This window comes from Streptococcus mobilis, from assembly GCF_059727625.1.
Map to the genome: position 1 here is coordinate 903,353 of NZ_AP041823.1, position 26,552 is coordinate 929,904.

A 26,552-nucleotide genomic window follows, 5' to 3' on the forward strand; every position below is an offset into this window, starting at 1 on the left:
TCATGAAAAACAGGAAATTTGCCTATCTGCTCTTTGGAGCAGCTGCTTTAGCTGGCTTGACGGCTTGTGGAGCTTCCACAAATAAATCAAGCAACGACAAGAATGATGGAAATACCTTCAAGATCACGACCGTTCGTTGGTCGGATTGGGGGGAAGACTATCACAAAGGTTTTCTAGATGATTCAGCCAAGGAATCAGGTATCAAGATCAAATGGGATACCATGGTGGCTGCAGACTGGTCTGATAAGAAATCCGTTCTTGTTGCCAGTGGAGATTTACCAGATGCTTTCTTGGGATCCAATGCCTTCACGGATTCTGAAATCGCTCAGAACCAAAATATGTTCATTCCATTGGAAGATTTGATCAAGGATAATATGCCCAACTTGAACAAGGCCTTTGAAAAAGAACCAAAATTAAAAGCTATGGTGACCAACCCAGATGGTCATATTTACAGCCTACCTAAGAAATTGCCAATGCGGCCAATCGTCGGCAACCAGCTCTTTATTAATAAGAAATGGTTAGACAACCTTGGCTTGAAGATGCCGGAAACCTATGACGAATTGGTGACTGTTTTACAAGCCTTTAAGGACAAGGATGCTAATGGCAATGGGGATGTCAATGATGAAATTCCATTTGGCTCTGGTAACTTTGATCCGACCTTCTCTTATATCTTGCCATTCAACAACCGTCTGGGTGGAGATAATACCTATGAAATGTCCGTCAAAGATGGCAAACCGGTCTACCTCCGGACGGAAGAAAGTTATAAACAAGGGATAGCGGCTATGCATGAAGCCTACAAGAAAGGCTTGATCGACCCTGAACTCTTTACAGAAGATACCTCCATGTCTGTTGCCAAACGGATGGACAAGGGAGTGGCGCGTGTCGGTGTATCAAGTGGTTGGACAGCAGATGCAACCTTTGGCCAACATGCCAGCGAATATGCTCCTCTTCCAGCATTGAAAGGCCCAGATGGCAAACAATATGTCATTTCTGACCCAGATCATTTGAACTATGGACGCAATGAAATCCTGATCACGAATAAGTGCAAGGACCCTGCAAAATTGCTCAAATGGTTGGATAAATTCTACACGGATGATGCCAGCATCCAAAACTTCTATGGATCCTTTGGTATTGCGACTGAAAAAGATGGCGATAAGTACAAGGTCTTGGCTCCAAAAGATGGTAAATCTGCCGATGAATGGGCTTGGATCAATTCCCTTCGTGACTTTGGACCAAAATATGTGTCAGATGATATCAATAGTCATGTCGACATCGACCAAACACAAGGTGATGGTCTCAAATTGAAGATGGACAAAGAATTGAAACAATATGCTTTGCCAGCTTATCCAAATGTCATCTACTCTCAAGAAGAATTGAACAAATTGTCCTCTATTTATGTCGATATCAACTCCTATGTTACCCAACAAGCTTCTAAATGGGTAGTAGAAGGTGGCGTCGAAAAGGATTGGGATGATTACAAAGCAACCTTGAAGAAGATGGGCATTGATGACTTTATGAAGATTCAACAGGATGCCTATGATCGTTACCAAAAAGAAGTGAAGTAACAGGGGGCTAAATGGATTCAAGTAAGTAACTCAGGGGCGTAGAGCCCCTGAGTGCTTCCCTAGAGGAAGTAGCAGAAATTGAGATGAAGAACAAGGAGAAGAAGATGCAAAAATTATTTTCATTGGATGGACGCTTGGTCAAGACTTTGACCCGGTTGACAGACATCATTATCTTGAATACCTTGTTTATCGTTTGCTGCCTTCCGATTCTCACGATCGGTGCATCGCTTACGGCTTTAGCAACCATGTGGCACCGCTTGTTGAAAGGGGAAGATACGGATCTCGTCTTTCATTTTTTCCGTCTCTTTCGAGCTAATTTCAAGCAAGCGACGGTGATTTGGCTGACCTGCCTAGGACTATCTGCCCTTCTTTATCTGGATTACTGTCTTTTTTCAAATACGGCTTTCTTAAGTGAGTATGGGATTTGGATCTTGCTTCCCTTTATCGTCCTTCTATGTGGAGGGATGACCTTGATCTTCCCTTATATCGGCCTCTTTGAAGATCCTACAAAAAAGGTCTGTCTGAATAGTTTCCTCATTGCTCTCTTAAATCCTATTCAAATCATCTTTCTTATCTTCTTCAATCTGGCAGTGGTTTATATCAGTCTCAGTAGTCCTGAACGGTTACTGACAGCTATTTATCTCTTTACCTTTGGTGGTTTTGCTCTTTGGAGCTTCTTGAATGTTCGACTGACCGATCATATCTTTTCAAGGATCCAAGAAAGAGAAATCTTTGAAAAATAAAGTCAAGCAAGTGGGACGTATGTTTTACAGAATATTATTTAAATCGAATAAAGTTTCCTAGTTTTTAGGAAACGATAGAGAGTAGCACAACTTTTTTTGCTAAAAAACTAAGTGATGCTGAAAAGAATAAATGATATAGACTTTTAGCCTTATTCAAACATATGCTGAAACTTTCCGCTGTGAGAAAAGTGCTAGAAACATAATTGTTTCTAGCACTCGGGAGTTTTGGAACTTTAGGTCCAAAACTAAGTCATGGAACTTCGAAGAAGTTCGCTGACGTCCGACCTCACCTAAGGAAAGTTTCTCTGGTGACTTTTTCTCAATCCGAAGTTTCCTAGAAAATCTAGGAAACTTTTTCTATTTCATAAACATTTCACATTTCTTTTCTATAATAACTATAACAAATGATGAAAGCGTCCACATTGTATTGTCGTGGACCTTGAAATGGAGGGTGAGATCATGCTCTTACAACAGGCAATCGCCTATATTTCTCGAAAAAGAACGAGGAATCTAGTTCTCTTTTTGATTCTCCTCTTAATCCTCTCTTGCTTGTATTTCTGTTTTTCACTGATGCAAGTGGGAGGAAGGCTGGAGGACCATATCAAACAGTCGGCTGGGACTAGCTTTGCCCTGACCAGTAAGCAGGGGGATACTCCCTTTGCTCTGAAGGAAGCTGAAAAGGTGCAGCAGTTAGCTGGGGTAGGATCCATGGTTCCTCAATATGAAAGTCCCGTTCGTATTCTTGGTAAAGAAGCGGTGACTGGACAGCAGTCGGTAGAGCGGGATGATCTGGGTCAGGAAGCCAAGCAAGCGCTAGGTGCTGTCTTTACTCAGAAGACAGACCATCACCTGGATTTCCGGAGTAGCAGTTTCCAACTGGTGCAAGGCAAACACTTATCCGACAAGGCTCGCGGACAGATCTTGATCCACGAAGAGTTGGCTAAGAAGAACAAGCTAAAGGTCGGAGATTCCTTGACCTTATCCAGCTTTCAGATGGGGGAGACTCCTACCAAAGAGCAAACCTTTAAAATCGTTGGGATCTTTTCGGGTAAGAAACAGGAAAAATTCACAGGAATGACCTCTGATTTGAGTGAAAACCAAGTCTACCTCCCTTATGAGGATGCGACTAAGCTTCTTGGTCTCAGTCAGCAAGAAGTGACCCAGGTCACCTTTGGCGTCAAAGATCCTGAGAAAATCGATGCCCTCTTGAAGCAAGTCAAAAGTTTGGATCTGGATTGGCAATTGCTACGCGTGGTCGAAGATCGCAAGGCCTTTGACCAGATGAAGGAATCCTCTCAGACCTTAGAAGGCCTGGTACGGATCATGATGATCGTCCTCCTGGTGACAGGAGCTGGTGCCCTATCGCTCTTACTCAGTCTCTGGACACGGGAGCGGATCCACGAAATCGGGGTCCTCTTATCCATTGGGAAGAGCAAGGGCCGGATCTTTAGACAGTTCCTCTTGGAAGTGGTGCTGGTATCCTTACTAGCAGTGATCCCAGCCTTTCTCATCGGTCGGATGGTCAGCCATCGTTTCTTAGAGCAGTTTGTCGGACAGACGGGTCAACAGCAGACTCTAGAATTACTCAACCAAATCCCTCAAGGCCTTTCCTTAGGAATTGCCTATGCTAGCCTCTTGTGCTTGATCCTTCTGTCGCTCGGTGTAACGACCAGCATGATCTGGCGTAAGAGTCCAAAAGAAATATTAACAAAAATGAGTTAAGGAGAAATGACACCTATGTTAGAACTCAAACATGTATCCTATAGTTACCAAAGCTACCAAGAAGAGATCTTCTCAGACGTGAACTATCAGTTCGCAAATGGGACATTTTACAGCATTATCGGTCAGTCTGGAGCAGGGAAATCGACCCTCCTCTCACTCTTGGCTGGTCTGGACAATCCCAAGAAGGGGCAGGTTCTCTTTGATGGGGAGGACATCCAGACCAAAGGGTCTAGCTACCACCGCAAGCACCATGTCTCCCTGGTCTTTCAGAATTACAATCTGATTGACTATTTGACGCCACTTGAAAATGTCCGTCTGGTCAACAAACAAGCTGGGAAAGACATTCTCTTGGAGTTGGGATTGGACGAAACGCAAATCAAACGCAATGTCCTGCAACTATCTGGAGGGCAGCAACAGCGGGTGGCTATTGCGCGTGCGCTTGTTTCAGAAGCGCCTGTCATCTTGGCAGATGAGCCGACAGGAAACCTTGACGAACAAACAGCCGGTGACATCATTGCCATTTTGAAGAAGTTGGCCAAGGAACGCCAAAAATGTGTCGTCGTCGTCACCCACAGTAAGGAAGTGGCAGAGGCCTCCGATGTGGTCTTGGAATTGAGTCGCCGTAGCCTCGTTGAGAAGAGCAAGTAAGGAGGGAATGCTATGTTGCGCAATGCTTTTGCTTATATCACACGTAAATGGCCCAAGTCTCTCTTGCTCTTTGCCATCATTCTCCTCATGGGGACCTTGAGCTTGATCGGACTCTCCATGAAGGGAGCGACCCAAAAAGCTTCATCGGAAAGTCTGGGATCCATCACCAATAGCTTCTCCATGCAGATCAACCGCAGGACCAATCCGGGAACCCCTCGGGGAGCTGGGAATCTCAGAGGAGAAGATATTGAAAAAATCAGCCAGGTAGAGGGGATCACTTCCTCCATCAGGCGGATCAATGCCATCGCAGATATCATAGACCACGAGATCATTGAGACTGAAGAAACCCTGCAAAATCAATCTCCAGAGCGGGCCAAATACTTTAAAAACACCCTGATGGTGACGGGGGTCAATGACTCTTCTAAAGAAGATAAGTTTGTCTCTGGAGCCTACAAGCTGGTCCAAGGAGAGCACCTGACCGATAAGGACAAAAATCAAATCCTCATGCACGAAGATTTGGCGAAAAAGAATGGCCTCAAGGTGGGCGATAAGGTGCGTCTCAAGTCCAATCTCTACGATGCTGACAATGAAAAAGGGGCCAATGAAACCGTCGAAGTGACCATTAAGGGTCTGTTCTCAGGGAAGAACCAAGCTCCTCTAACTTACGCCCAAGAGTTGTATGAAGATACCCTCATTTCTGACCTGGATACAGCTGCCAAGCTCTACGGCAATACCGTCCAAACAGCTACCTATGAGGATGCGACCTTCTTTGCCAAAGGGGATCAGGACCTGGATGCCTTGATCGAAAAAATCAAAGCACTCGACATTGACTGGAACCTCTATGACCTAGTCAAGAGTTCTTCTAACTACCCAGCCTTGCAAAAATCTATCAGCAGCATGTTCCAAGTGGCGGACTACTTGTTTATCGGTAGCCTTATCTTTGCTAGCTTGCTTCTCACCCTTCTCCTCGTCTTGTGGCTAAATGCCCGTCGCAGAGAAGTGGGAATCTTATTGGCTCTAGGACTTTCTAAGGTACAGATTGCGAGACAATTCGTGGCAGAATTAGTCATGATTTCCATCCCAGCCTTCCTCCTTTCCTATGGAGTCGCAGGTCTTCTTGCCAAAGCAGTGGGAGATACGGTGCTTAAAAATGTAACCAGTGGCATTGCCAAACAAATGGCTCAAGAATCCTCTGCAGCCAACCTTGGTGGAGGAGCTGAGGCAGAAAGCTTCAGTAAGACCCTGACAGACCTCCATATGGACATCCAACCGAGCCAATTGCTGGTGATTGTCTTGGTTGGCGGCCTCCTCTTGATTCTCGTATCCATCCTTTCTTCTCAATGGCTCTTGCATAAGAAACCAAAAGATCTCTTGGTGGATGTCGAATAAGAGATTGTTTCCTAAAATAGAAATAGGGTATAATAGGAGGTAGAAGAAGTTTCTTAGATAAAAGGAAAGTGTATGAAGATACTAATCGTAGAAGATGAAGTCCTGATTCGCGAAGGGATGAGCGACTATCTCATGGAATGTGGTTATGAAGTCTTTGAAGCAGGAGATGGGCAGGAGGCCCTGGACCTCTTTCACAGAGAGGCGCCAGATCTGGTCTTGCTGGATATCCAGCTCCCTATCCTCAATGGCTTGGAGGTCCTTAAGACCATCCGGAAGACCAGCTCAGTCCCTGTCCTCATGCTGACGGCCTTCCATGACGAGGACTATAAGTTGACGGCCTTTGGAGAGTTGGCAGATGGCTACCTGGAAAAACCTTTCTCCTTGTCACTTTTAAAGGTCCGTATCGAAGCTATTTTTAAAAAGCTCCAGCCTTCCCGGGTCTTCACCTATGGAGAGGCACGGGTGGATTTTGAGAGCTACACAGCCAGTCTAGCTGGGCAAGCCATCTCTATGAATGCCAAGGAGTTGGAAATCTTGGAATACTTGCTCCATCATGAGGGCAAGGCACGGACCCGCTCTCAGATCCTCGATGCCGTCTGGAAGGAGACAGAGGAGATTCCTTTTGACCGGGTGATCGATGTCTATATCAAGGAACTACGAAAAAAACTAGAGCTGGACTGTATCGTTACGGTACGCAATGTCGGCTATAAATTGGAGAGACCATGACCAAACGAAGTATCTTTGCAAAGATCTTTCTGATAACCTTTGCCCTATTTAGTGGCTTAGTCATCCTTCTACATGCTTCGGTTTACTTTATTTTCCCGTCGACCTATATCGAGTCTCAGCGCCAGACGATTTTGAAGAAATCACAGGCCCTAGCCAAGAGTTTCCAAGGCCAGGAAGAAGGGACCATTGAGTCGGTCATCGACCTTTATTCCAAAACCAATGATATCAAGGTCTCGATTAAGGGCAAGGAAAAACAAAATGCCCTAGAGGTCAAGGATGACTTGCTCCTGAACCCTGACAGCCAGAACAATTCTCTGGTTATTGAAGAGCGAAAAATTCAGACCAAAGAGGGGAAGGACTTGACCTTGCAATTCTTAGCGACCGTCGATTCGCAAAAGGAAGCGCGGGACATCAGTCTGGGCTTTCTTCCCTATAGTCTCCTTGCTTCCTTTGTTCTGTCACTGCTTGCCTCCTATCTCTATGCCCGCCTGATTTCTGCTCCGATCCTGGAGATCAAGCAGATGACCAAGCGGATGAAGCGCTTGGATCGGACAGCCAGTCTCCCCATTCATTCACAGGATGAGATCGGCGTCCTCAAGCAACAGATCAACGACCTCTATCACCATCTCCTAGAGGTGATCGACAATCTAGAGCAGCAGAAACAGGAAAATCTGAAGTTGGAGCAGATGAAGGTCGAATTCCTACGGGGGGCCTCGCACGAGCTCAAGACCCCTCTGGCCAGCTTAAAGATTATCCTTGAAAATATGCGGGATAAGATCGGCCGCTACAAGGACCGGGACCACTACCTGTCGGTCTCCCTCGATATCGTCGATGAGATGAACCAGATCGTCCTAGAAATCCTGTCCCTGTCCTCTGTCCAAGAATTGGCCGGAGACAAGGATTGGATCCAGCTGGATCAAGTTTTAGAACAGATCCTCGACCAGTACAAGGTCTTGGCTCAATCCCGCGCGCTCACGATTGACAATCAGATTCCTGACAAAGCAGTCTATATGGACCCAGCGATTCTGAAATTGGTCCTCTCAAATGTCATCAGTAATGCCGTTAAGCATTCGGATGCCGGTGGAGAGATCCAGCTCCGCCTCGAAGAGGAAGGGACGCACTTGGCGGTTGAAAATACCAGCCAGGAAATGGTAGAGACTGCTGAGATGCCAATGACCGCTAGCCGCCAGAAGAAGGAAGGTGGCCTAGGGCTCTTTGTGGTCCAACACTTGCTAGATCATGAAGAACTAGCTTATCAATTTGATAAAACGGCTATGGGCTTGCTCTTCCGTATGGAGTTGCCCAAAGATCCACAAGAATAAAAAGAGGCTGGGACAAAAGTCCTAGCCTCTCAATTATTTTTGGTTTGTTGAGCAAGACGCAGTGGTTGAGTGGGCTCTACTACGCTGATTTCATCAGCTTTTACAGCCCTACTCAACTGTGCGGAGGTGGGACGACGAAATCGAATTCTAACGAACTACCGATTTCTGTCCCACTCTCTTGTATTTAATCAACCTTTTCTACCTTTAGCAGTTGGCCATGTTTTAATTCATAAATGGTATCCACATAGGTCAGGATGGAGCGGTCATGGGTCACCATGATGGCGCTCTTGTTTTTAGATTTGACTTCATTTTGGATCAATTGGGCGATTTCTTGTCCCCGATCAGGGTCTAGGCTAGCCGTTGGTTCATCGGCTAAAATGACCTGTGGATTTCCGATGAAGGCCCGAGCAATGGCTGCCCGTTGTTTTTGCCCACCGGACATCTGATTCGGATATTGGTGGTAACAAGCTTCGATGCCAAGATCTGCCAACAAGGCTTTGACTTCCTCTTGGCGTTTTTTCTTGTCCTTTTCCCCTTTTAATTTGGCCACCAGTTCTAACTGGTCACCGATTTTCATATAGGAGAGGAGCTGGTGGTCTTGAAAGATAAAGCCGAGCAATTCCAGCCGTTTTTGCGTCCACTGGCCTTGGTTGAGGCCGGTCAAGTCTTGGCCAGCGATACGAATCTGCCCCTCATCCGCTGATAAAAGCAAGCCAGCGATAGCTAAGAGAGTGGATTTACCGGATCCTGAAGGGCCCAAGATGGCGACGAATTCGTTGGGTTCGACGCTTAAATTAAGCTGGTTGAGGACATGGTGCATCTGGCTACCATCGGCGTAGGATTTTCTGATATTTTCTAATGCAATAATGGCCATCTTATTCTCCATTTCCACCAATGACTTCGATTGGATCTACTTTTTTTATTTTGACAAGGGACAAGGCACCACACAAAATAGAAGTCAGGATAAAGCTAACCGAGATGGTGAGATTGTCCTTCAGGGTCATAAAGGAAGGGACGCTATTGGGTAAAAATGGCGCCATTATGGTTGCCAAGCCAAGTCCCAGCAGCACTCCGATGAGGGAGATAATGGTGAGCTGGGATAGTTGGACATAGGTAATCTGGCTCATGGACATGCCAATAGCCTTCAAGACACCGAACTGTTTCAACTTCTGCAGGGTGAGGATATAGAAGAAGACCCCTAGGATAGCAGAAGAAGCGAGTAAGAGCACCCACGTGATCATCCGTAGCGTCAGATTTTGAGCCTTGTAGCCAGGGATTTTATCGATCACCTGCTTCTTATCCGCCACCATCAAATTGCTGGCTAGATCACTAGAAGGGATGCTTTTCTTGGTCACAAGGGTTTGGGCTTGCCATTGATAGCTTGGATCTGTTTTTTGCCGCAGGCCTGTGTAGGTTTCAGAGCTGATAAAGCCAATCTCGCTGTAGCCGTATTTGGCATTTTTCGCGAAGGCCACGACCTTGAGTTTTTGCTTAGAGGTTTTATCGATCACTTGATCGCCGACTTGGATTCCCTCGTCCTCTTTGAAAGAACTATCCAGAATGACCTCGTTTTTCTTTAAGTCGGAGATCTTGAGGTCTGTATCTTCCATGATTGGATTGAGGATTTCTTCTTCATTGTGATCGGTCGCGAAGTAGGTGATATCCAGAGTGTTGGAATCCTCTGATTTTGAGACGGTTGCCCGCTGGATGGACAAACCCGAATAGTCCATCCCCTCTATCTTTTGGACCTCATCTAAATCCTTCGCCGTAATAGTTGAAAAGGGGATAATCCCTTCTGAATCCGTCGAAAGGATGTAGTGCAGGGCCCCATAGTTATCGATTTGGGCCGATACTGAACGCCCCAGTCCATTTGTCAGACCGGACAAGAACACCACCATAAACATGAGGATGGTAATGAGGAGTTCAATCAGGATAAACTTCTTGGGTTGGTATTTCATTTCATTCCATGCGATTTTCATATTCGTTCTCCTTTTAGCACGGAGGTGCTCAAGTAGCTTGGCACCTAAACATACTCTATCATCATACCATAAGTGGAGGGATAATAGGGGGATGGTGTTTGGTAGAGTATGAAGGAATCGTATTTGTTTACTGTGTTCAATTTGATTCTCAATTATTAATTGTTAATGAATACAAAAATAAATCTGCTATAGACAAGAAAAAAAAGCCTTGATTTCAAGGCTTTTCCTGTTGATTTAGATGCCCCCTGCATGGATTTGGAAAGAACTTTCATATTGAGAGTAATTAAAAATGTTGAAATTTAATTGAATTTCGGAAGGCGCTTTTAGGTATTTACAATATCATGATTAAAAAGTAGGGCAAAAAACATACTGAAGTGAACTGTTTAGTAGCTTAAATATATCATGGCGCTATCTAAAAAGTTAATTTTATAGAGTTTGTTGGAATAGTTACTGAGTTTTTTTGTTTATATTCAAACTTTATTATTATGTCATGAAAATAATTAGAAAAACAGACTTGTATTATTTTGAAATTTGTATATGATGAAGGTGTAAGAACTATAAAATAGCCTGTTAGAAAGGGGAATGAAAGAATTAATCAGGCTATATAAAATTGGTGATTGGTATTTAATGTTGTAAACCAAGAAAGGAAAAGGTAAAAAATGCAAATACATAAAAAAATTTTTATAGTAGCGCTGGTTTTATCCATTTGTATCTCACTTTATTTTCTTATCAGTCCATCTAAAATTCTCACCTTTCCGATTTTTGTTAGTGAATTTGATGACACCACATTTAAATATTACATGTTTGTGAAGATTGGAATTGTATTATTATTTATCAAATTCCTACTAGATATATGCTTAGAATTTATCAAGAATTGGTTTAAAAATTTTTGATATTTCTTCACACAAAAGAGTCTGAGACAGCGTTTTGTCTCAGACTCTTTTGTGAGTTGTGATCTCTGTTTTATAGATTCCACTGCTTGAGGGAGATTTCTCCGCTATTGAGCCAGATTTCTTCTTGATTGTCTAATTGGACCAAGAGTTGGCCGGTATCAGAGATGTCTTTGGCAAGGCCTTGATAGGTCTGTTGGTTCTGCTCAAAAGTGACAGTTCGTCCTAAGACCAAGGAGCGTTCTTTATAGAGGTAGACCAGTTCATCGACATCCGTTTGGAAGAATTCTTTCCAGATCTCACTGATGAGGTCATTGCGGGTGATGGGACAAGGTCCTTCAAATAAGGAACCAGCCTTACTTTCTAGCTCTTCTGGGAAAGTAGGGATGGCTAAATTGAGACCGACTCCGATAATGACATCCGTGACAAGACCGGTTTCAATCGAGGTGATAGCTTCGGTGAGGATTCCCCCAATTTTTTTATGGCGGTAGTAAATATCATTGACCCATTTGATATCGATATCGATCAGGGTCAGGTTTTTAATAGCCTTGTAGATGGCTCCAGCGACCATGAGGGTATAAGGAGGGAGCTCTGCAGGGGGCAGTTGAGGCTTGAGATGAAGGGACATGTAGATGCCCCCTTGATCGGGACAGTAGTAGTCCCGACCAAAGCGGCCTTTTCCAGCAGCCTGCGAATTGGCCAGATAGAGCGCCTTGCCTTCTTGATGGCTTTCTATGCCTAATTTGGCATCCAATTGGGTGGAGCTACATTGTTCGTTTAAGGAAACAGTCAATTGGGTATTTTTTGCGATCACTTCAGGAAGCAGAATATCGCCTGAGACCAGTTTGTAGCCCTTCTTTTTGAGGGACTCGATGACGACCCCATCTTTTTCTAGTCGTTGGATGGCCTTCCAGATAGAGGTACGGGAAACGCCTAGTTCTTGCGCCAGCTGCTCCCCGTTGACATAATCATCTGCCTGAGAAAGGGTTTGAAAGAGGATTTCATGTGTTTTCATAGTACCTCCTAGCGACTGCTGTCTCGAATAGTTAGTTTGGTAGCTAATTTGACCATATAGGGAACACTTGGTTGATTCCCTTGAAAGGTCTGTCGCAACATTTGAATGGCTTGCTTGCCCATTTCTTCTGTGTAGACGGTCACTGTAGAAAGGGCAGGAAAGACATACTTGGCGATGGAAGTATCATTGAAGGAAATGAGACTGACGCGATCAGGAACTGCGATTTGGTGCTCCTGAAGGGACCGCAGGGCTCCGACAGCTAAGGCATCACTAGCCATGAAAAAGGCAGTTGGCAAGTCGTCACCCAATGCTTGAATCAGTTGCTCTATCATCTGATAACCCGACTCGGTCGAGAATTGCCCAACAGAGACAAAGCGCTCCTCATAAAGCCCTTTCTCCGTGAGATACTGTTGAAAGGTCCGTTGACGGGGATCCATCTGAAGTGGTGTCGCATCTGCTGTCTCTTCCTGCCCGACCAAGAGCCCGATCTCCTTGTGGCCATGCTCAAGGAAATGCTCGAGAGCGGTGATAACAGAATCTTCTAGATCGGTCGTCACACAGGAGTGGCCTAAATAGAGGGTATTGCTATCGACAAAAATAAGGGGTTTGCCGTAGCTTTCTAGATCTCGAATGGTTTTGGGACTGAATTTCCCAAGAGCGATGATGCCGTCTGCCTCTTGAATCAAGGACCAATCGTCATTATTGAAGATACGAAAGATCTCATAGCCTAATTCCTGGGCTTGTTTTTCTAACCCCATCCGAATGGCATAGTAGTAGAGGTCATCTAATTCTTCTTCACGCGTGTACCATTCAAAGATGACGATTTTATGAAAATCCTCAACTGGTTGAGGCGTTGTTTTGCGGCTTTTCTTTTGGTAATGCAGGTCCTCAGCGATGCGAAGAATCCGATTGCGCGTGTCTTCACTGACCGATAAGGTCGCATCCTGGTTGAGGACGCGAGAGACCGTTGCCTGAGAAACGCCTGCTTTTTCCGCAATGTCTTTAATCGTTGCCATAGTTCATCCTTTATTGATTTCTACTTCCAGTATACTCTAAAAACTAGTAAAAAGAAATAAAATTTTACTAAATTTTATGTTTGTTGCGATATTGGCTAGGAGTCAGTTGGCTATAGGCCTTAAAAGCCTTTGAAAAATAGAGGGGATCTGAAAATCCCACTGAGTAAGCTACAATCTTAATGCTTTCGTCCGTATTGGTCAGTAACTGTTGGGCACGCTGCATGCGGACCGAGTGCAAGAATTCCTTGGGAGAGATCTGGTGAAACTCCTTAAAGACAGTTGTCAGATAGGAGCGATGGACATTGAGGTCATCAGCGATCTCTTGAATACTCAAGTGCTCTTTATTGTAATGCGTCTCAATCACATGCTTGCAGGTCAGGTAGAGTTGATAGGTCGGAGAGAGATAGCTCTTTTGTACGTTGGGAGCTATTTCTCCAATGAGATAAAGCAGTTCATAGATCTGCGAGAGTAGGTGGAGTTGGTAGTGTGGGGACAGCTTCGCTGCTTCCGCCTTATGGACGAGTCGCTCCATAAACTGGCCGATCTTTTCTGTTTCCACCTCTGTTTTCTTTAAAAAGCCTTTTTCATGCAGGGTTGAAAAACGCATGAAATCGCTCACCTTGGTGCCACTGATGCCAATCCAGTAGTAGGACCAAGGTTCTTCTGCATCGGCCTTGTAGTAGGTCACCTTATTTTTGGGAAGGAGAAAGAGATCCCCAGCTTCAAGGTGGATTACTTTCTTATTGAAGCGGAAGACACCTTTTCCCTTGGTGATATAATGCAGAACAAAATTATCCCGAACGCTAGGACCAAATTCATAGTTTTTAGGACAATCTTCGTAGCCATAAAAATCAAGGGCTAGGTCAATGGTATCAGTTTGGTATTCAGAAAAGACTAACATAGGGAAACCTCCTACCTAACATTTTACCATATATGTCCAACAAAATTCTATTTTCGAAAGCGTTTACATCAAGTAAAATAAAGACATGTAAAAAAAGAAAAATATTGGAACTGAATATAAAAATACATAGTGATATTTTTTTGGGGTCCAATGGAGGAAGATATGGCAATTCGTATTGAACAGAATTTGTTCTATGTAGAAAGTAAGGGACTGAGCCTGATCCTTGAAAATCGAGATGGCTACCTAATGCTCAAGCATCTGGGACGTCCGATCCCGTCTTATCATTTTTCCAATACCGTACATGAGAAGGATCATGCTTTCTCTGGAAATCCAACACCTGACAATCGCATCTTTAGTCTAGATACCCAGCGTCAGGTTTTGGGACAGCATGGGCTTGGAGATTTTCGAAAGCCGTCTATTCAAATCCAGCACGGTGCCACAGAGGTGACGGATTTCCTCTATGTCGGAGCCAATATCTACTCTGGCAGTGTCGAGGCAACTGGTCTTCCGAATCCACATACAGTAGATAGTGCTGAAACCTTGTCCTTGGTCTTTGAAGATGATCAAGCGGCCCTGCGTTTGACCCTCTATTACACAGCCTACGAAGATCGGGCAACCATCACTAGCTTTTCAAAGATTGAAAACTGGAGTGATGAAACCGTTGTGATCCACAAGGCTCTTAGTGTGTTGGCCGATATCCCAGCAGGTGACTACGATGTCATCACCCTTCAAGGAGCCTATGCGAGAGAAAAAACAGTCCGCCGTCAACAAGTGGAACAAGGAATCTTCTCCATCAGCTCCAACCGTGGTGCTTCTGGACATGCCCAGACTCCAGCCCTCATTCTTGCTGACCATGAAGTGACAGAAGATGCCGGTTCTGCCCTTGCCTTCCAACTGCTCTACAGTGGGAATTTTGAAGGATTTGTTCAAAAGAATCAACTCAATGAAGTTCGCGTTGGATTGGGAATCAATCCAGAAAACTTCTCCTGGGAGTTGGCACCGAATCAGAGCTTTGATACGCCGGTAGCCATGATTAGCTACTCCCATAAGGGATTGACTGGTCTCAGTCAAGAGAGTCAAGCATTTGTCCAAGACCATATCATTCCTAGCCCCTTTGCTCATAAAGAACGTCCAATTCTCATCAACAACTGGGAAGCGACCTACTTTGATTTTAAGAAAGAAAAATTATTGGAGCTGGCAGATGAGGCTCAAAAAGCGGGAATCGAACTCTTCGTTCTTGATGATGGCTGGTTTGGCAATCGCTATGATGACAACCGGGCTCTCGGTGACTGGACTGTTAATGAAGAAAAATTAGGAGGAAGCCTAGCAGAATTGATCCAAGGCATCCATGACAAGGGACTTCAATTTGGCCTTTGGGTGGAGCCAGAAATGATTTCTGTTGATAGCGACCTCTACCGGGCTCATCCGGAATGGGCTATTCAAGTCCCAGGCTATGAACACACCTATTCACGGAATCAACTAGTACTCGATTTCGCAAATAAAGAAGTGGTTTCTTATATCAAGCAGGTCTTGGATGACTTACTTGGAAAGCATGAGATCGACTATATCAAATGGGATATGAACCGCAATATCACCAAACTTGGAAATGGTAAAACCTACCTTGAAACCAAGATGCAATCCCATGCTTATATCTTGGGTCTCTATGAAGTGGTTTCTTCCTTAACAGAGAAGTACGAGAACATCCTCTTCGAGTCTTGCTCAGGTGGTGGTGGTCGCAATGACCTGGGTATGATGCGTTACTTCCCTCAGGTCTGGGCAAGTGACAATACGGATGCCATGGCCAGACTTCCCATCCAGTATGGATCTAGCTACCTCTATCCAACCATTTCCATGGGAGCCCACGTATCAGCTGTGCCAAATCACCAGATGGGGCGGATCACACCGCTTGAAACGCGTGGGCATGTAGCCATGATGGGAAATCTTGGCTATGAATTGGATCTGACCAGCCTTTCTCAAGAAGAGTTGGATAGGATCGCATCTCAAGTCGCTCACTACAAAACCATTCGACCAGTTGTCCAATTCGGACAACACTACCGCTTGATCAATCCAAGCCAAGGTAGCAATCAAGCAGCCGTCCAGTTCACTTATCAAGATCGCACGGTTGTAACTTATGTACGGGTCTTATCAACGGTTGAGGAGATCGAGCCGACCCTGAAACTCAAAGGATTGGAAGAAGATGCGCTCTATAGCTTAAAAGGGACGGACCAAGTCTATTCAGGAGCTGAGCTCATGTACGCCGGCTTAACCGTCGTTCTTCCTCAGGGAGATTTCCTCACTAAACAATATGTTTTTGTCAAAAAATAAAAGGAGACAGCCAAATGAAATGGTATAAAAAAATCGGACTTCTTGCGACTACAGGCCTAGCCTTGTTTGGGCTCGGTGCTTGCTCCAACGATGGAAAATCTGCGGATGGCACAGTGACCATCGAGTATTTCAACCAGAAAAAAGAAATGACCAAAACCTTGGAAGAAATCGCGCGTGATTTTGAAAAGGAAAATCCAAAGGTCAAGGTCAAAGTTGTCAATGTACCAAATGGTGGTGAAGTATTGAAAACACGTGTCCTCGCAGGAGATGTGCCAGATGTGGTCAATATTTACCCACAGTCCATCGAATTGCAAGAATGGGCAAAAGCGGGTGTCTTCGAAGATTTAAGCAATAAAGACTATCTCAAACGCGTGAAAAACGGCTACGCTGAAAAATATGCCGTAAATGGAAAAGTCTACAACGTTCCTTTCACAGCCAATGCTTACGGAATCTACTACAACAAAGATAAATTCGAAGAATTGGGCTTGAAGGTTCCTGAAACTTGGGACGAATTTGAACAGTTGGTAAAAGACATCGTTGCCAAAGGACAAACCCCATTTGGGATTGCAGGAGCAGAAGCTTGGACCCTCAATGGTTACAATCAATTGGCCTTTGCGACAGCAGCAGGTGGAGGAAAAGAAGCCAACCAATACCTTCGTTATTCTAAGCCAAATTCCATTAAATTGTCTGATCCGATTATGAAAGATGACATCAAGGTCATGGATATTCTTCGCATTAAAGGTTCGAAGCAAAAGAACTGGGAAGGGGCAGGTTATACAGACGTTATCGGAGCCTTTGCGCGTGGGGATGTCCTCATGACACCAAATGGATCTTGGGCTATCACCGCGATCAATGAACAAAAACCAAAATTTAAGATTGGGACCTTCATGATTCCAGGGAAAGAAAAAGGACAAAGCTTAACCGTTGGTGCGGGAGACTTAGCATGGTCTATCTCAGCTACTACCAAACATCCAAAAGAAGCCAATGCCTTTGTGGAATACATGACCCGTCCAGAAGTCATGCAAAAGTACTATGATGTGGACGGATCTCCAACAGCGATCGAAGGGGTCAAACAAGCAGGAGAGGATTCACCGCTTGCTGGGATGACCAAATATGCCTTTACGGATCGTCACTTGGTGTGGTTGCAACAATACTGGACCAGTGAAGCAGACTTCCATACCTTGACGATGAACTATGTCTTGACAGGTGATAAACAAGGAATGGTCAATGATTTGAATGCCTTCTTTAACCCGATGAAAGCGGATGTGGATTAGGAGTAGAGAGACGATGAAAAAAGTATTACAAAAATATTGGGCTTGGGCTTTTGTGGTCATTCCCCTCTTATTACAAGCAATTTTCTTCTATGTGCCAATGTTCCAAGGAGCCTTTTACAGTTTTACCAACTGGACAGGTTTGACCTATAACTACAAGTTTGTCGGCTTGAACAACTTTAAGCTCCTCTTTATGGATCCAAAATTCATGAATGCGATTGGCTTTACTGCCATCATCACGATTGCCATGGTGGTTGGTGAGATTGCCCTTGGGATCTTTATCGCGCGTGTCTTGAACTCTAAAATCAAAGGCCAAACCTTCTTCCGTGCGTGGTTCTTCTTCCCAGCTGTTTTGTCTGGTTTGACAGTGGCTTTGATCTTCAAACAAGTCTTCAACTACGGTCTACCAGCGATTGGGAATGCCCTTCATATCGAGTTTCTCCAAACCAGTCTGTTAGGGACCAAGTGGGGAGCGATCTTTGCGGCTGTCTTTGTCCTTCTTTGGCAAGGGGTAGCCATGCCCATCATTATCTTCCTAGCTGGTCTGCAATCCATTCCAACTGAGATTACAGAAGCAGCAAGAATTGATGGAGCGACTAGCAAGCAAGTCTTCTGGAATGTTGAATTACCTTACTTACTACCAAGTGTCTCTATGGTCTTTATCCTAGCCCTAAAAGGTGGGCTTACCGCCTTTGACCAAGTCTTTGCCATGACTGGTGGTGGTCCAAACAATGCCACAACCTCACTTGGACTCTTGGTTTATAACTATGCCTTTAAAAATAACCAATTCGGTTATGCCAATGCCATTGCCGTAATCTTGTTCTTCTTGATTGTAGTGATTTCAATCATCCAATTGAGAGTATCTAAGAAATTTGAAATTTAAGAGGAGAAGCACGATGAAACAAGATGAAAGAAAAGCCTTGATTGTCAAATACATTCTATTGATTCTAGGATCGGTTCTGATTTTAGTGCCACTCCTTGCCACCCTCTTTAGTTCCTTCAAACCAACCAAGGATATCGTAGACAATTTCTTTGGATTCCCGACCAATTTCACATGGGACAACTTTAGCCGTCTCTTGGCTGATGGAATCGGAGGCTATTATTGGAACTCAGTCGTCATCACTGTCTTGTCTTTACTTGCAGTAATGATCTTTATCCCTATGGCAGCCTACTCCATCGCTCGTAATATGAGTAAGAGAAAAGCCTTTACCATCATGTACACCCTCTTGATCCTTGGGATTTTCGTACCTTTCCAAGTCATCATGATTCCGATTACGGTTATGATGAGTAAACTCGGTTTGGCTAACACCTTTGGTTTGATCTTGCTCTACTTGACCTATGCGATTCCACAGACGCTCTTCCTCTATGTAGGGTATATCAAAATCTCTATCCCAGAAAGTCTGGATGAAGCAGCAGAGATCGATGGGGCTAATAAGTTTACAACTTATTTCCGCATCATCTTCCCAATGATGAAACCCATGCATGCGACAACCATGATTATCAATGCCCTTTGGTTCTGGAATGACTTCATGTTGCCACTCCTTGTCTTGAACCGCGATTCCAAAATGTGGACCTTGCCTTTGTTCCAATACAACTACGCAGGCCAATATTTCAACGACTACGGACCAAGCTTTGCCTCTTACGTGGTCGGTATCATCAGTATCACCATTGTCTATCTCTTCTTCCAACGCCATATCATTGCAGGAATGAGCAACGGCGCAGTGAAATAAGATACAAAGCCCGTCAAAAGCTCACAGTGAAAATAGGGAATCTGAATAAGAAGCCTTGGCTTCTTTGAAGATTCATCTTTTTCACACAGAGCTTAGGGCGTGTTCAATTCCGTATACAAAGGGACGATTCAGCTTGCTGAAAATTTCTGTAGTACCCTAGGGCATCCACATCTGTAGACTACTGAAGTAGCAACGGCTGTGGAAAACCAGGGAATCTGAATAAGAAGCCTTGGCTTCTTTGAAGATTCATCTTTTTCACACAGAGCTTAGGGCGTGTTCAATTCCAGATACAAAGGGACGATTCAGCTTACTGATTTCAATCGTATCCTAGGAAGTAATTCTAAAATAGAAAAACTCATGAAAGCCAGGTCCTCAAAGACTTGGCTTTCAAAAAAGAAAGGGAACCATTATGCCAATTCAAAACAAAACCATGTTAATTACTTACTCAGATAGCTTAGGAAATAACCTTAAGGATCTCTATGAAAATCTGGAGAAATATTTTGGAGATGCAGTAGGTGGAGTTCACCTCTTGCCATTTTTCCCATCAACTGGTGACCGTGGCTTTGCGCCTGTGGACTATGACCAAGTGGATCCAGCCTTTGGGGATTGGGAAGATGTCAAACGCTTGGGCGACAAGTATTATCTTATGTTTGACTTTATGATCAATCACATTTCTCGTCAATCTAAATACTACAAGGACTACCAAGAAAAGCACGACCAAAGTGCCTACAAAGATCTCTTCCTGAACTGGGACAAGTTCTGGCCGGAGAATCGTCCGACTCAAGCAGACGTTGACTTAATATATAAGCGCAAAGACCGAGCTCCTAAACAAGCCATCACTTTTGCGGATGGGACGACCGAGCATCTCTGGAATACCTTCGGGGAAGAGCAGATTGACCTAGACGTGACCAAGGACGTGACCATGGACTTTATTCGCAAGACCATCGAACACCTGGCGAGCAATGGCTGTGACCTCATTCGTTTGGACGCCTTTGCCTATGCAGTCAAGAAATTGGACACCAATGATTTCTTCGTGGAGCCAGACATTTGGGATTTGTTGGATAAGGTGCGCGATATGGCGGCAGGCTACGGTGCTGAGCTTCTTCCAGAGATTCATGAGCACTATTCCATCCAATTTAAGATTGCCGATCACGACTATTATGTCTATGACTTCGCCCTTCCAATGGTAACCCTCTATACCCTCTATAGTTCAAAAGTGGAGCGCCTTGCCAAGTGGTTGAAGATGAGTCCAATGAAGCAATTCACGACGCTGGACACCCATGATGGAATTGGGGTGGTCGATGTCAAGGATATCTTGACAGATGAAGAGATTGACTATGCTTCAAATGAGCTCTATAAGGTAGGGGCAAATGTTAAACGCAAATATTCCACAGCAGAATACAACAACTTGGACATCTACCAAATCAATTCGACCTATTATTCAGCACTTGGAGATGATGATCGCAAGTACTTCCTAGCCCGTTTAATTCAAGCCTTTGCACCAGGTATTCCACAAGTTTATTATGTTGGATTCCTAGCTGGGAAGAATGATTTGGAACTCTTAGAAAACACCAAAGAAGGCCGCAATATCAACCGTCATTACTACAGCAATGAAGAAATTGCGCAAGAAGTGGAGCGACCAGTCGTGCAATCCCTTCTCAAACTCTTTAGTTTCCGGAACAACTCGCAAGCTTTTGACCTAGAAGGAAGCATTGAGGTGGAAACACCAGATGATCATACCATTGTCATCACGCGCCAAAATAAAGACCAGACTGTCACAGCAGTAGCCCGAATTGATCTTGCTGAGGGCACTTACCAAGTGACAGAAAATGGTCAAGAAATGGTGTTTTAAAAAAATATGAACGAACTAAAGGATAAGTAAAAAATGCTTATCCTTTTTTAAAACAAGCGCCTTGCAACCGTTTACAAAACTATAAAACGATGGTACAATATCTATTGAAAGAAAGGAGGTCGCTTTATGAAAAAAATCATTTATCCATCTGCGGCCCTATTAACGGCTTTTGCTCTATTATCCGTTCAAACAGCAAAAGCAGACACAGCTCAAGCGTCGGATCAAGCCAATGAACCGGCAGCAACAGTAGAAGAGGTGGTGGCTTCTCCAACTCCAGAAACCACTACAGAAAATCAGGGGGAAGTGGCCGAAACACCGACGACAACAGACCGTGTAGCTGTCCCTGCTGCCTCCCCAACGGTAACATCGACAGAGACGGCATCTCCTGAAGTGGAAAAACTGATTGAAAACATGCCACTCAAACAAAAAGTGACTCAAATGATCATGCCGGACTTCCGTAAGTGGCAGGAGGCTAATCAGGAATCGCCACAGGATCTCACCAAGGTCAATGCTGAAGTAGCAGATGCGATTGATAAATATGATTTTGGGGGCGTCATTCTTTTTGCTGAAAACGTAAAAGAGACCAAGCAGACCCTGGCTCTGACGCAAGATATGCAAAAAGCAGCGATCGAAAACAAGGCCAACAACGGGAAGATTCCGCTATTGTTAGCCATTGACCAAGAAGGGGGGATCGTCTACCGCTTAGGTACAGGTACAGCCCTTCCCGGTAATATGGCCATCGGGGCAACCAATGATCCCAAACTAGCAAAAGAAGCCGGTCAAATCATCGGACGTGAACTTTCTGCACTAGGCTTGAATGTGGATTTCGCTCCGGTGCTAGATACCAATAACAATCCACAAAACCCTGTGATTGGTCTTCGTTCCTTCTCATCTGATCCAAACCGGGTTGCCTACTTGGGTATTCCGATGATGAAAGGCATTCAGGACTACAATGTGGCTGTAGCAGCCAAGCATTTCCCAGGTCATGGGGATACAGCAGTCGATTCCCATACGGGTCTCCCCTTGGTGGATAAATCTCTTGCTGAGCTTGAAAAATTGGAACTCCTTCCATTCAAAAAAGCCATGGATGCTGGCGTAGACCTCTTGATGACGGCCCATATCCAATACCCACAAATTGAAAAAGATCAGGTTGTGTCAAAAGAAACTGGTGAGAAAATCTATGTCCCAGCAACACTCTCTGATGATATTTTAACGGGCTTGGTACGGAAGAAATACGGCTATAAGGGCGTGATTGTTTCTGATGCCATGGGAATGGATGCTATCGCTAAGAACTTTGGTGAAGTCGAAGCTGTAAAAATGGCTATCAAGGCAGGCGTTGATTTGGTCTTGATGCCAACGACCCTTCGAAGTAAAACCGATTTAAGCAAGATTGATACCATTGTCGATGAAGTGGTGCGTGCGGTACAAACGGGTGACATCTCAGAAGAACGTTTAAATGAGTCAGTTCGTCGGATTCTCACCCTCAAAGAAAAACGTGGGGTCCTGAATTTTGATCCGAGTGCTCGGACGCCTGAAAAAGCAGAAGAAGCAGTCGGCTCTACCCTTAATCGTGATTTGGAACGCAAGATTGCGGCAGCAGCGGTGACGGTTGTAAAAAATGAAGACCAAACCTTGCCATTTAAGGTGCAAAAAGGAGATCATGTCCTCCTCCTAGGAGCTTTTGAAAATGAAGTCCCTGGACTAAATTTGGGCATGCGTCGCTTAATCGCGGATGGAGTGCTTCCAAAAGATACCTCCTTTGTGGCCAAGAACTTCACTAAAGAATCTACCCTTGATAGTCTAAAAGAAGACCTAGAGAAAGCCACTCACATCGTAGTGATTTCAGAGATCGGTTATGAAGGGCAACTGGATAAAGATTTCTGGCGGACCAAGATCCCAACAGAAATCGTCCATTATGCCAATACCAACCATAAGAAGGCAGCTGTCCTTTCTATCTCTAAACCTTATGATGTAGCCAACTATCCAGCAGCCAAAGCCATTTTGGCAGTCTATGGAAATAAGGGAATGGATCCAACGGAATCCCTCAAACCAGACAATGCATTTGGTCCTAATATTCCTGCAGGAGTGGAAGTTATCTTCAATGGCAAGGAACATCTAGGTACCTTACCGGTTGATATTCCAAAAATTGTAGACGGAAAAATGTCGAAAACAGAGTACGCCTACCGTATTGGTCATGGTCTCTTCTATCCAGCACCTGCACCATTGCCAACACCAGAAACCCAAGATCCAACTTCACCAGTCCAAGATCCAACCCATCAGACACAACCAGTAGAGGTTGGTAACACAGGAACACAGGTCCTTGTTAGCAAGCAAGAAAAAGCTAGCACACTTGATGCTCCACAAGTTACTCCGATCGCTGTAAAACAAGCCACTGATCAGGCTCCTGCAAGTGTTTCAGCAAGTCCTGCATCATCGGTATTGCCAAAAACCGGTCAAACAGGGAACCTCCTCTCCCTCATGGGCATCAGCCTCTTAACCTTCCTTGGATCTTTTGTCTATCCAAGAAAGAAACACTAAAGGATTCAGAATCTCAATTGGGTAATCTCCCAATTGAGATTTTTTGGTAAAAATTTACTAAAATTAACTCGAAATAGCAAGAGTGGAATAGAAGTTATAATCGGAGGAAAACCCTTTGTTATAGCCTTTTCGGACACAAAATAAAAAATTAATAAAATTTTACTAAAAACACTTGAAGTTTTACTTCTGATCAGATATAATACAAGTATAAAAACGTTTACAAAACTAAAGGAGTTTCTCATGACGACAACAATCACATCTCAAGATTTACAAGCAAAATTCCAGGCTGTCTTTGGGGAAAAGGCTGACCACACTTTCTTTTCACCAGGTCGGATTAATCTGATCGGTGAACACACGGACTATAATGGAGGCCATGTCTTCCCAGCAGCTATCACACTCGGCACTTACGGAGCTGCAAGAAAGCGTGAGGATAAGGTCTTGCGTTTCTTCTCAGGAAACTTTGAAGACAAGGGGATCATTGAAGTCCCACTGGATAATCTCCACTTTGAAAAAGAGCACAACTGGACCAACTATCCAAAAGGTGTGCTCCACTTCTTGCAAGAAGCGGGTCATGTCATTGATAGCGGAATGGACGTCTATGTCTACGGCAATATTCCAAATGGATCCGGTCTTTCTTCTTCAGCTTCTCTTGAGCTTTTGATTGGCGTCATCGCTGAGAAACTATATGATCTTCACTTAGATCGTCTAGATCTGGTCAAGATCGGGAAACAAACCGAAAATCACTTCATCGGAGTTAACTCTGGGATCATGGACCAATTTGCCATCGGTATGGGAGCTGATCAACGGGCTATTTATCTCGATACCAACACCCTAGAGTATGATCTGGTACCGCTGGACCTCAAAGACAATGTCGTGGTCATCATGAATACCAACAAACGCCGGGAATTAGCAGATTCAAAATACAATGAACGTCGTTCAGAATGCGAAACTGCCGTTTCTGAACTCCAAGAAAAATTGGATATCCAAACCTTAGGGGAATTGGATCTCTGGGCTTTTGATGCCTACAGCTACTTGATCAAGGATGAAAATCGCATCAAACGGGCTCGTCATGCTGTACTTGAAAACCAACGGACCCTCCAAGCACGCAAGGCCCTTGAAGCAGGTGATTTGGAAGGCTTTGGCCGTCTCATGAATGCTTCCCACGTATCCTTGGAGCATGACTACGAAGTGACAGGTCTAGAATTAGATACCTTGGTGCATACAGCCTGGGAACAAGAAGGTGTCTTAGGCGCTCGTATGACCGGAGCAGGCTTTGGTGGTTGCGCCATCGCTCTCGTAAACAAAGATAAGGTTGAAGCATTTAAAGAAGCTGTCGGCAACCGTTATGAAGAAGTCGTTGGCTATGCGCCAAGCTTCTATATTGCAGAAGTTGCGGCAGGAACACGGGTACTCGATTAAAAAGGAGATAGGATGACAGAACAGGTATTAGATGCATTTGTCACAGCCGTCATTAAGGCCAGTGACTACGAAGAGATGGATCGGATTTATCTAAAAAATCGCGTCATGAGTCGCGTTGGAGAAGAAGGGCTAGATGCCCCAGCCAAAAAAGAAGACTTGATTGCACTCAAAGATCAGTTGGTGGAGATTGCGGTTGCGAATAGCAAGATCCAGGATAGTATGGCAGCAAAAGACAGCCTAGGTGCGGAGTTGATGGATTGGATCACCCCTAGCCCTAGTCAGGTCAACCAACGTTTCTGGGAGACTTACCGTCAGTCCAAGGAAGACGCGATTGCTGATTTCTATGTCCTCTCTAAGCGCAATGATTACATCAAGGTCAAAGCCATTGCACAAAACATTGCCTTTGAGACACAAACTCCCTACGGTTCTCTTGAAATCACCATCAATCTGTCAAAACCTGAAAAAGATCCTAAAGACATTGCAGCGGCCAAACTTGCCAAAGCCAGTCATTATCCAGCCTGCCAATTGTGCTTTGAAAATGAAGGCTATCAAGGTCGCCTAGACCATCCAGCTCGGGCTAATCACAGGATTATTCGCTTTGATATGGACGGTCATGATTGGGGCTTTCAGTATTCCCCTTATGCCTACTTCAATGAACACTGCATTTTCCTCGATAGCCAGCATGTTCCCATGGCCATTAGCCGCAAGACCTTTGAGCGACTCTTGACCATTGTCGAGACTTTTCCAGGCTATTTTGCAGGGTCTAATGCAGACCTGCCCATTGTAGGGGGATCCATCCTGACTCATGACCATTACCAAGGCGGACGCCACACCTTCCCTATGGAGCTAGCTCCTGTTGAGGAAAGCTTTACCATTCAGGGCTTTGAGGCTGTATCGGTAGGAATTGTTAATTGGCCCATGTCAGTTCTTCGTTTGCAAACGGACGACAAGGCGCAATTGATTGCCCTGGCAGACCATATCCTCACAGCCTGGCGAGGCTACTCGGATCCAGCCGTTCAAGTCTTAGCAGCATCCGACGGTCAGCCCCACCATACCATTACCCCCATTGCACGGATTCGTGATGGGCATTATGAACTGGACTTGGTGCTCCGTGACAACCAAACCTCACCAGAGCATCCAGATGGGATCTATCACCCACATGCGGATGTGCAACACATCAAAAAAGAAAATATCGGCCTGATCGAAGTCATGGGCTTGGCCATTTTGCCACCTCGCCTCAAGGAAGAGCTCAAGCAGGTTCAGGACTATTTGCTTGGACGTGAGAGCACAGTGGCAACCTACCACCAGGCTTGGGCGGATGATTTGAAAGCCAATCACCCATCCATCACAGAAGAAGCAGAGGCAGAGGCCCTTGTCCGTGAATCAGTCGGCCAGATCTTTGCGCGCGTGCTCGAAGATGCCGGAGTCTACAAGCGAACAGCAGAAGGACAAGCTGCCTTTAGACGCTTTGTTGCGACACTTTAAGTGTGGAGAAGCGGCA

Annotated in this window: 20 protein-coding genes; 15 read left to right on the top strand and 5 right to left on the bottom strand. The window is 44.8% G+C overall.

Translation table 11 applies throughout. The features are described from left to right. The first annotated feature begins 2 nt into the window (after positions 1–2). The 7 genes from AC6IZR_RS04265 (at position 3) to AC6IZR_RS04295 (ending at position 8,115) form a co-directional block, all read left to right on the top strand. Complete coding sequence (locus AC6IZR_RS04265; RefSeq protein ID WP_070506330.1) at positions 3–1,565, top strand: type 2 periplasmic-binding domain-containing protein; 1,563 nt, start codon at positions 3–5, stop codon at positions 1,563–1,565. 104 nt (positions 1,566–1,669) lie between these two features. Further along, positions 1,670–2,308, top strand: a complete 639-nt coding sequence (locus tag AC6IZR_RS04270; protein WP_070506327.1) for a YesL family protein — start codon at positions 1,670–1,672, stop codon at positions 2,306–2,308. 459 nt (positions 2,309–2,767) lie between these two features. Then, positions 2,768–4,030: an ABC transporter permease gene (locus AC6IZR_RS04275; protein WP_070506324.1), complete on the top strand. Its 1,263-nt coding sequence runs from the start codon at positions 2,768–2,770 to the stop codon at positions 4,028–4,030. Positions 4,031–4,036: 6 nt separating this feature from the next. Then, the gene (locus AC6IZR_RS04280; protein WP_070506320.1) at positions 4,037–4,678 is read left to right on the top strand and encodes an ABC transporter ATP-binding protein; all 642 of its coding nucleotides are present in this window, start codon (positions 4,037–4,039) and stop codon (positions 4,676–4,678) included. Positions 4,679–4,690: 12 nt separating this feature from the next. After that, on the top strand, positions 4,691–6,067 hold the full coding sequence (locus tag AC6IZR_RS04285; protein ID WP_497848860.1) for an ABC transporter permease: 1,377 nt from the start codon (positions 4,691–4,693) through the stop codon (positions 6,065–6,067). 72 nt (positions 6,068–6,139) lie between these two features. Further along, entirely contained in the window at positions 6,140–6,793 is a 654-nt protein-coding gene (locus tag AC6IZR_RS04290; protein ID WP_049491949.1) for a response regulator transcription factor, read from the top strand. Further along, on the top strand, positions 6,790–8,115 hold the full coding sequence (locus tag AC6IZR_RS04295; RefSeq protein WP_497848861.1) for a sensor histidine kinase: 1,326 nt from the start codon (positions 6,790–6,792) through the stop codon (positions 8,113–8,115). Before AC6IZR_RS04290 ends, AC6IZR_RS04295 begins: the two co-directional genes overlap by 4 nt. A gap of 184 nt (positions 8,116–8,299) precedes the next feature. On the opposite strand, the gene AC6IZR_RS04300 is transcribed toward AC6IZR_RS04295, so the two are convergent. From AC6IZR_RS04300 to AC6IZR_RS04320, 5 genes are all read right to left on the bottom strand, one after another. Further along, entirely contained in the window at positions 8,300–8,989 is a 690-nt protein-coding gene (locus AC6IZR_RS04300; RefSeq protein ID WP_070587216.1) for an ABC transporter ATP-binding protein, read from the bottom strand. Between the two features lies 1 nt (position 8,990). Next, a complete protein-coding gene (locus tag AC6IZR_RS04305; protein ID WP_497848862.1) occupies positions 8,991–10,094 on the bottom strand; it encodes an ABC transporter permease in 1,104 nt (367 codons plus the stop codon). A gap of 963 nt (positions 10,095–11,057) precedes the next feature. Further along, positions 11,058–11,999, bottom strand: a complete 942-nt coding sequence (birA, locus tag AC6IZR_RS04310; protein WP_070587220.1) for a bifunctional biotin--[acetyl-CoA-carboxylase] ligase/biotin operon repressor BirA — start codon at positions 11,997–11,999, stop codon at positions 11,058–11,060. A gap of 8 nt (positions 12,000–12,007) precedes the next feature. Beyond that, entirely contained in the window at positions 12,008–13,015 is a 1,008-nt protein-coding gene (locus AC6IZR_RS04315; protein ID WP_497848863.1) for a LacI family DNA-binding transcriptional regulator, read from the bottom strand. A gap of 67 nt (positions 13,016–13,082) precedes the next feature. Further along, positions 13,083–13,916 carry an AraC family transcriptional regulator gene (locus AC6IZR_RS04320; protein WP_497848864.1) on the bottom strand — a complete coding sequence of 278 codons (834 nt, stop codon included), beginning with the start codon at positions 13,914–13,916 and terminating at the stop codon, positions 13,083–13,085. A 162-nt stretch (positions 13,917–14,078) separates the two neighbouring features. Here AC6IZR_RS04320 and AC6IZR_RS04325 point away from each other — a divergent pair, with 162 nt between their 5' ends. The 8 genes from AC6IZR_RS04325 (at position 14,079) to galT (ending at position 26,536) form a co-directional block, all read left to right on the top strand. Beyond that, positions 14,079–16,241 (top strand): alpha-galactosidase, encoded by a 2,163-nt coding sequence (locus AC6IZR_RS04325; RefSeq protein WP_497848865.1) that lies wholly within the window; start codon positions 14,079–14,081, stop codon positions 16,239–16,241. Positions 16,242–16,255: 14 nt separating this feature from the next. Next, the gene (locus AC6IZR_RS04330; RefSeq protein ID WP_118228040.1) at positions 16,256–17,515 is read left to right on the top strand and encodes an extracellular solute-binding protein; all 1,260 of its coding nucleotides are present in this window, start codon (positions 16,256–16,258) and stop codon (positions 17,513–17,515) included. A 13-nt stretch (positions 17,516–17,528) separates the two neighbouring features. Beyond that, positions 17,529–18,395: a carbohydrate ABC transporter permease gene (locus tag AC6IZR_RS04335; RefSeq protein ID WP_023022883.1), complete on the top strand. Its 867-nt coding sequence runs from the start codon at positions 17,529–17,531 to the stop codon at positions 18,393–18,395. 13 nt (positions 18,396–18,408) lie between these two features. Then, the gene (locus tag AC6IZR_RS04340; protein ID WP_497848866.1) at positions 18,409–19,242 is read left to right on the top strand and encodes a carbohydrate ABC transporter permease; all 834 of its coding nucleotides are present in this window, start codon (positions 18,409–18,411) and stop codon (positions 19,240–19,242) included. Between the two features lie 409 nt (positions 19,243–19,651). Then, on the top strand, positions 19,652–21,094 hold the full coding sequence (gene gtfA / locus AC6IZR_RS04345) for a sucrose phosphorylase (RefSeq protein WP_497848867.1): 1,443 nt from the start codon (positions 19,652–19,654) through the stop codon (positions 21,092–21,094). 126 nt (positions 21,095–21,220) lie between these two features. Further along, entirely contained in the window at positions 21,221–23,632 is a 2,412-nt protein-coding gene (locus AC6IZR_RS04350) for a glycoside hydrolase family 3 N-terminal domain-containing protein (protein ID WP_497848868.1), read from the top strand. 240 nt (positions 23,633–23,872) lie between these two features. Beyond that, positions 23,873–25,051: a galactokinase gene (locus AC6IZR_RS04355; protein ID WP_497848869.1), complete on the top strand. Its 1,179-nt coding sequence runs from the start codon at positions 23,873–23,875 to the stop codon at positions 25,049–25,051. Between the two features lie 12 nt (positions 25,052–25,063). Then, on the top strand, positions 25,064–26,536 hold the full coding sequence (gene galT / locus AC6IZR_RS04360; RefSeq protein WP_497848870.1) for a UDP-glucose--hexose-1-phosphate uridylyltransferase: 1,473 nt from the start codon (positions 25,064–25,066) through the stop codon (positions 26,534–26,536). Positions 26,537–26,552: the final 16 nt, after the last annotated feature.

Coding starts and splice junctions, on each gene's coding strand:
- AC6IZR_RS04265 (WP_070506330.1), top strand. CDS start 3: ATGAAAAACAGGAAATTTGCCTATCTGCTCTTTGGAGCAGCTGCTTTA.
- AC6IZR_RS04270 (WP_070506327.1), top strand. CDS start 1,670: ATGCAAAAATTATTTTCATTGGATGGACGCTTGGTCAAGACTTTGACC.
- AC6IZR_RS04275 (WP_070506324.1), top strand. CDS start 2,768: ATGCTCTTACAACAGGCAATCGCCTATATTTCTCGAAAAAGAACGAGG.
- AC6IZR_RS04280 (WP_070506320.1), top strand. CDS start 4,037: ATGACACCTATGTTAGAACTCAAACATGTATCCTATAGTTACCAAAGC.
- AC6IZR_RS04285 (WP_497848860.1), top strand. CDS start 4,691: ATGTTGCGCAATGCTTTTGCTTATATCACACGTAAATGGCCCAAGTCT.
- AC6IZR_RS04290 (WP_049491949.1), top strand. CDS start 6,140: ATGAAGATACTAATCGTAGAAGATGAAGTCCTGATTCGCGAAGGGATG.
- AC6IZR_RS04295 (WP_497848861.1), top strand. CDS start 6,790: ATGACCAAACGAAGTATCTTTGCAAAGATCTTTCTGATAACCTTTGCC.
- AC6IZR_RS04300 (WP_070587216.1), bottom strand. CDS start 8,989: ATGGCCATTATTGCATTAGAAAATATCAGAAAATCCTACGCCGATGGT.
- AC6IZR_RS04305 (WP_497848862.1), bottom strand. CDS start 10,094: ATGAAAATCGCATGGAATGAAATGAAATACCAACCCAAGAAGTTTATC.
- birA (WP_070587220.1), bottom strand. CDS start 11,999: ATGAAAACACATGAAATCCTCTTTCAAACCCTTTCTCAGGCAGATGAT.
- AC6IZR_RS04315 (WP_497848863.1), bottom strand. CDS start 13,015: ATGGCAACGATTAAAGACATTGCGGAAAAAGCAGGCGTTTCTCAGGCA.
- AC6IZR_RS04320 (WP_497848864.1), bottom strand. CDS start 13,916: ATGTTAGTCTTTTCTGAATACCAAACTGATACCATTGACCTAGCCCTT.
- AC6IZR_RS04325 (WP_497848865.1), top strand. CDS start 14,079: ATGGCAATTCGTATTGAACAGAATTTGTTCTATGTAGAAAGTAAGGGA.
- AC6IZR_RS04330 (WP_118228040.1), top strand. CDS start 16,256: ATGAAATGGTATAAAAAAATCGGACTTCTTGCGACTACAGGCCTAGCC.
- AC6IZR_RS04335 (WP_023022883.1), top strand. CDS start 17,529: ATGAAAAAAGTATTACAAAAATATTGGGCTTGGGCTTTTGTGGTCATT.
- AC6IZR_RS04340 (WP_497848866.1), top strand. CDS start 18,409: ATGAAACAAGATGAAAGAAAAGCCTTGATTGTCAAATACATTCTATTG.
- gtfA (WP_497848867.1), top strand. CDS start 19,652: ATGCCAATTCAAAACAAAACCATGTTAATTACTTACTCAGATAGCTTA.
- AC6IZR_RS04350 (WP_497848868.1), top strand. CDS start 21,221: ATGAAAAAAATCATTTATCCATCTGCGGCCCTATTAACGGCTTTTGCT.
- AC6IZR_RS04355 (WP_497848869.1), top strand. CDS start 23,873: ATGACGACAACAATCACATCTCAAGATTTACAAGCAAAATTCCAGGCT.
- galT (WP_497848870.1), top strand. CDS start 25,064: ATGACAGAACAGGTATTAGATGCATTTGTCACAGCCGTCATTAAGGCC.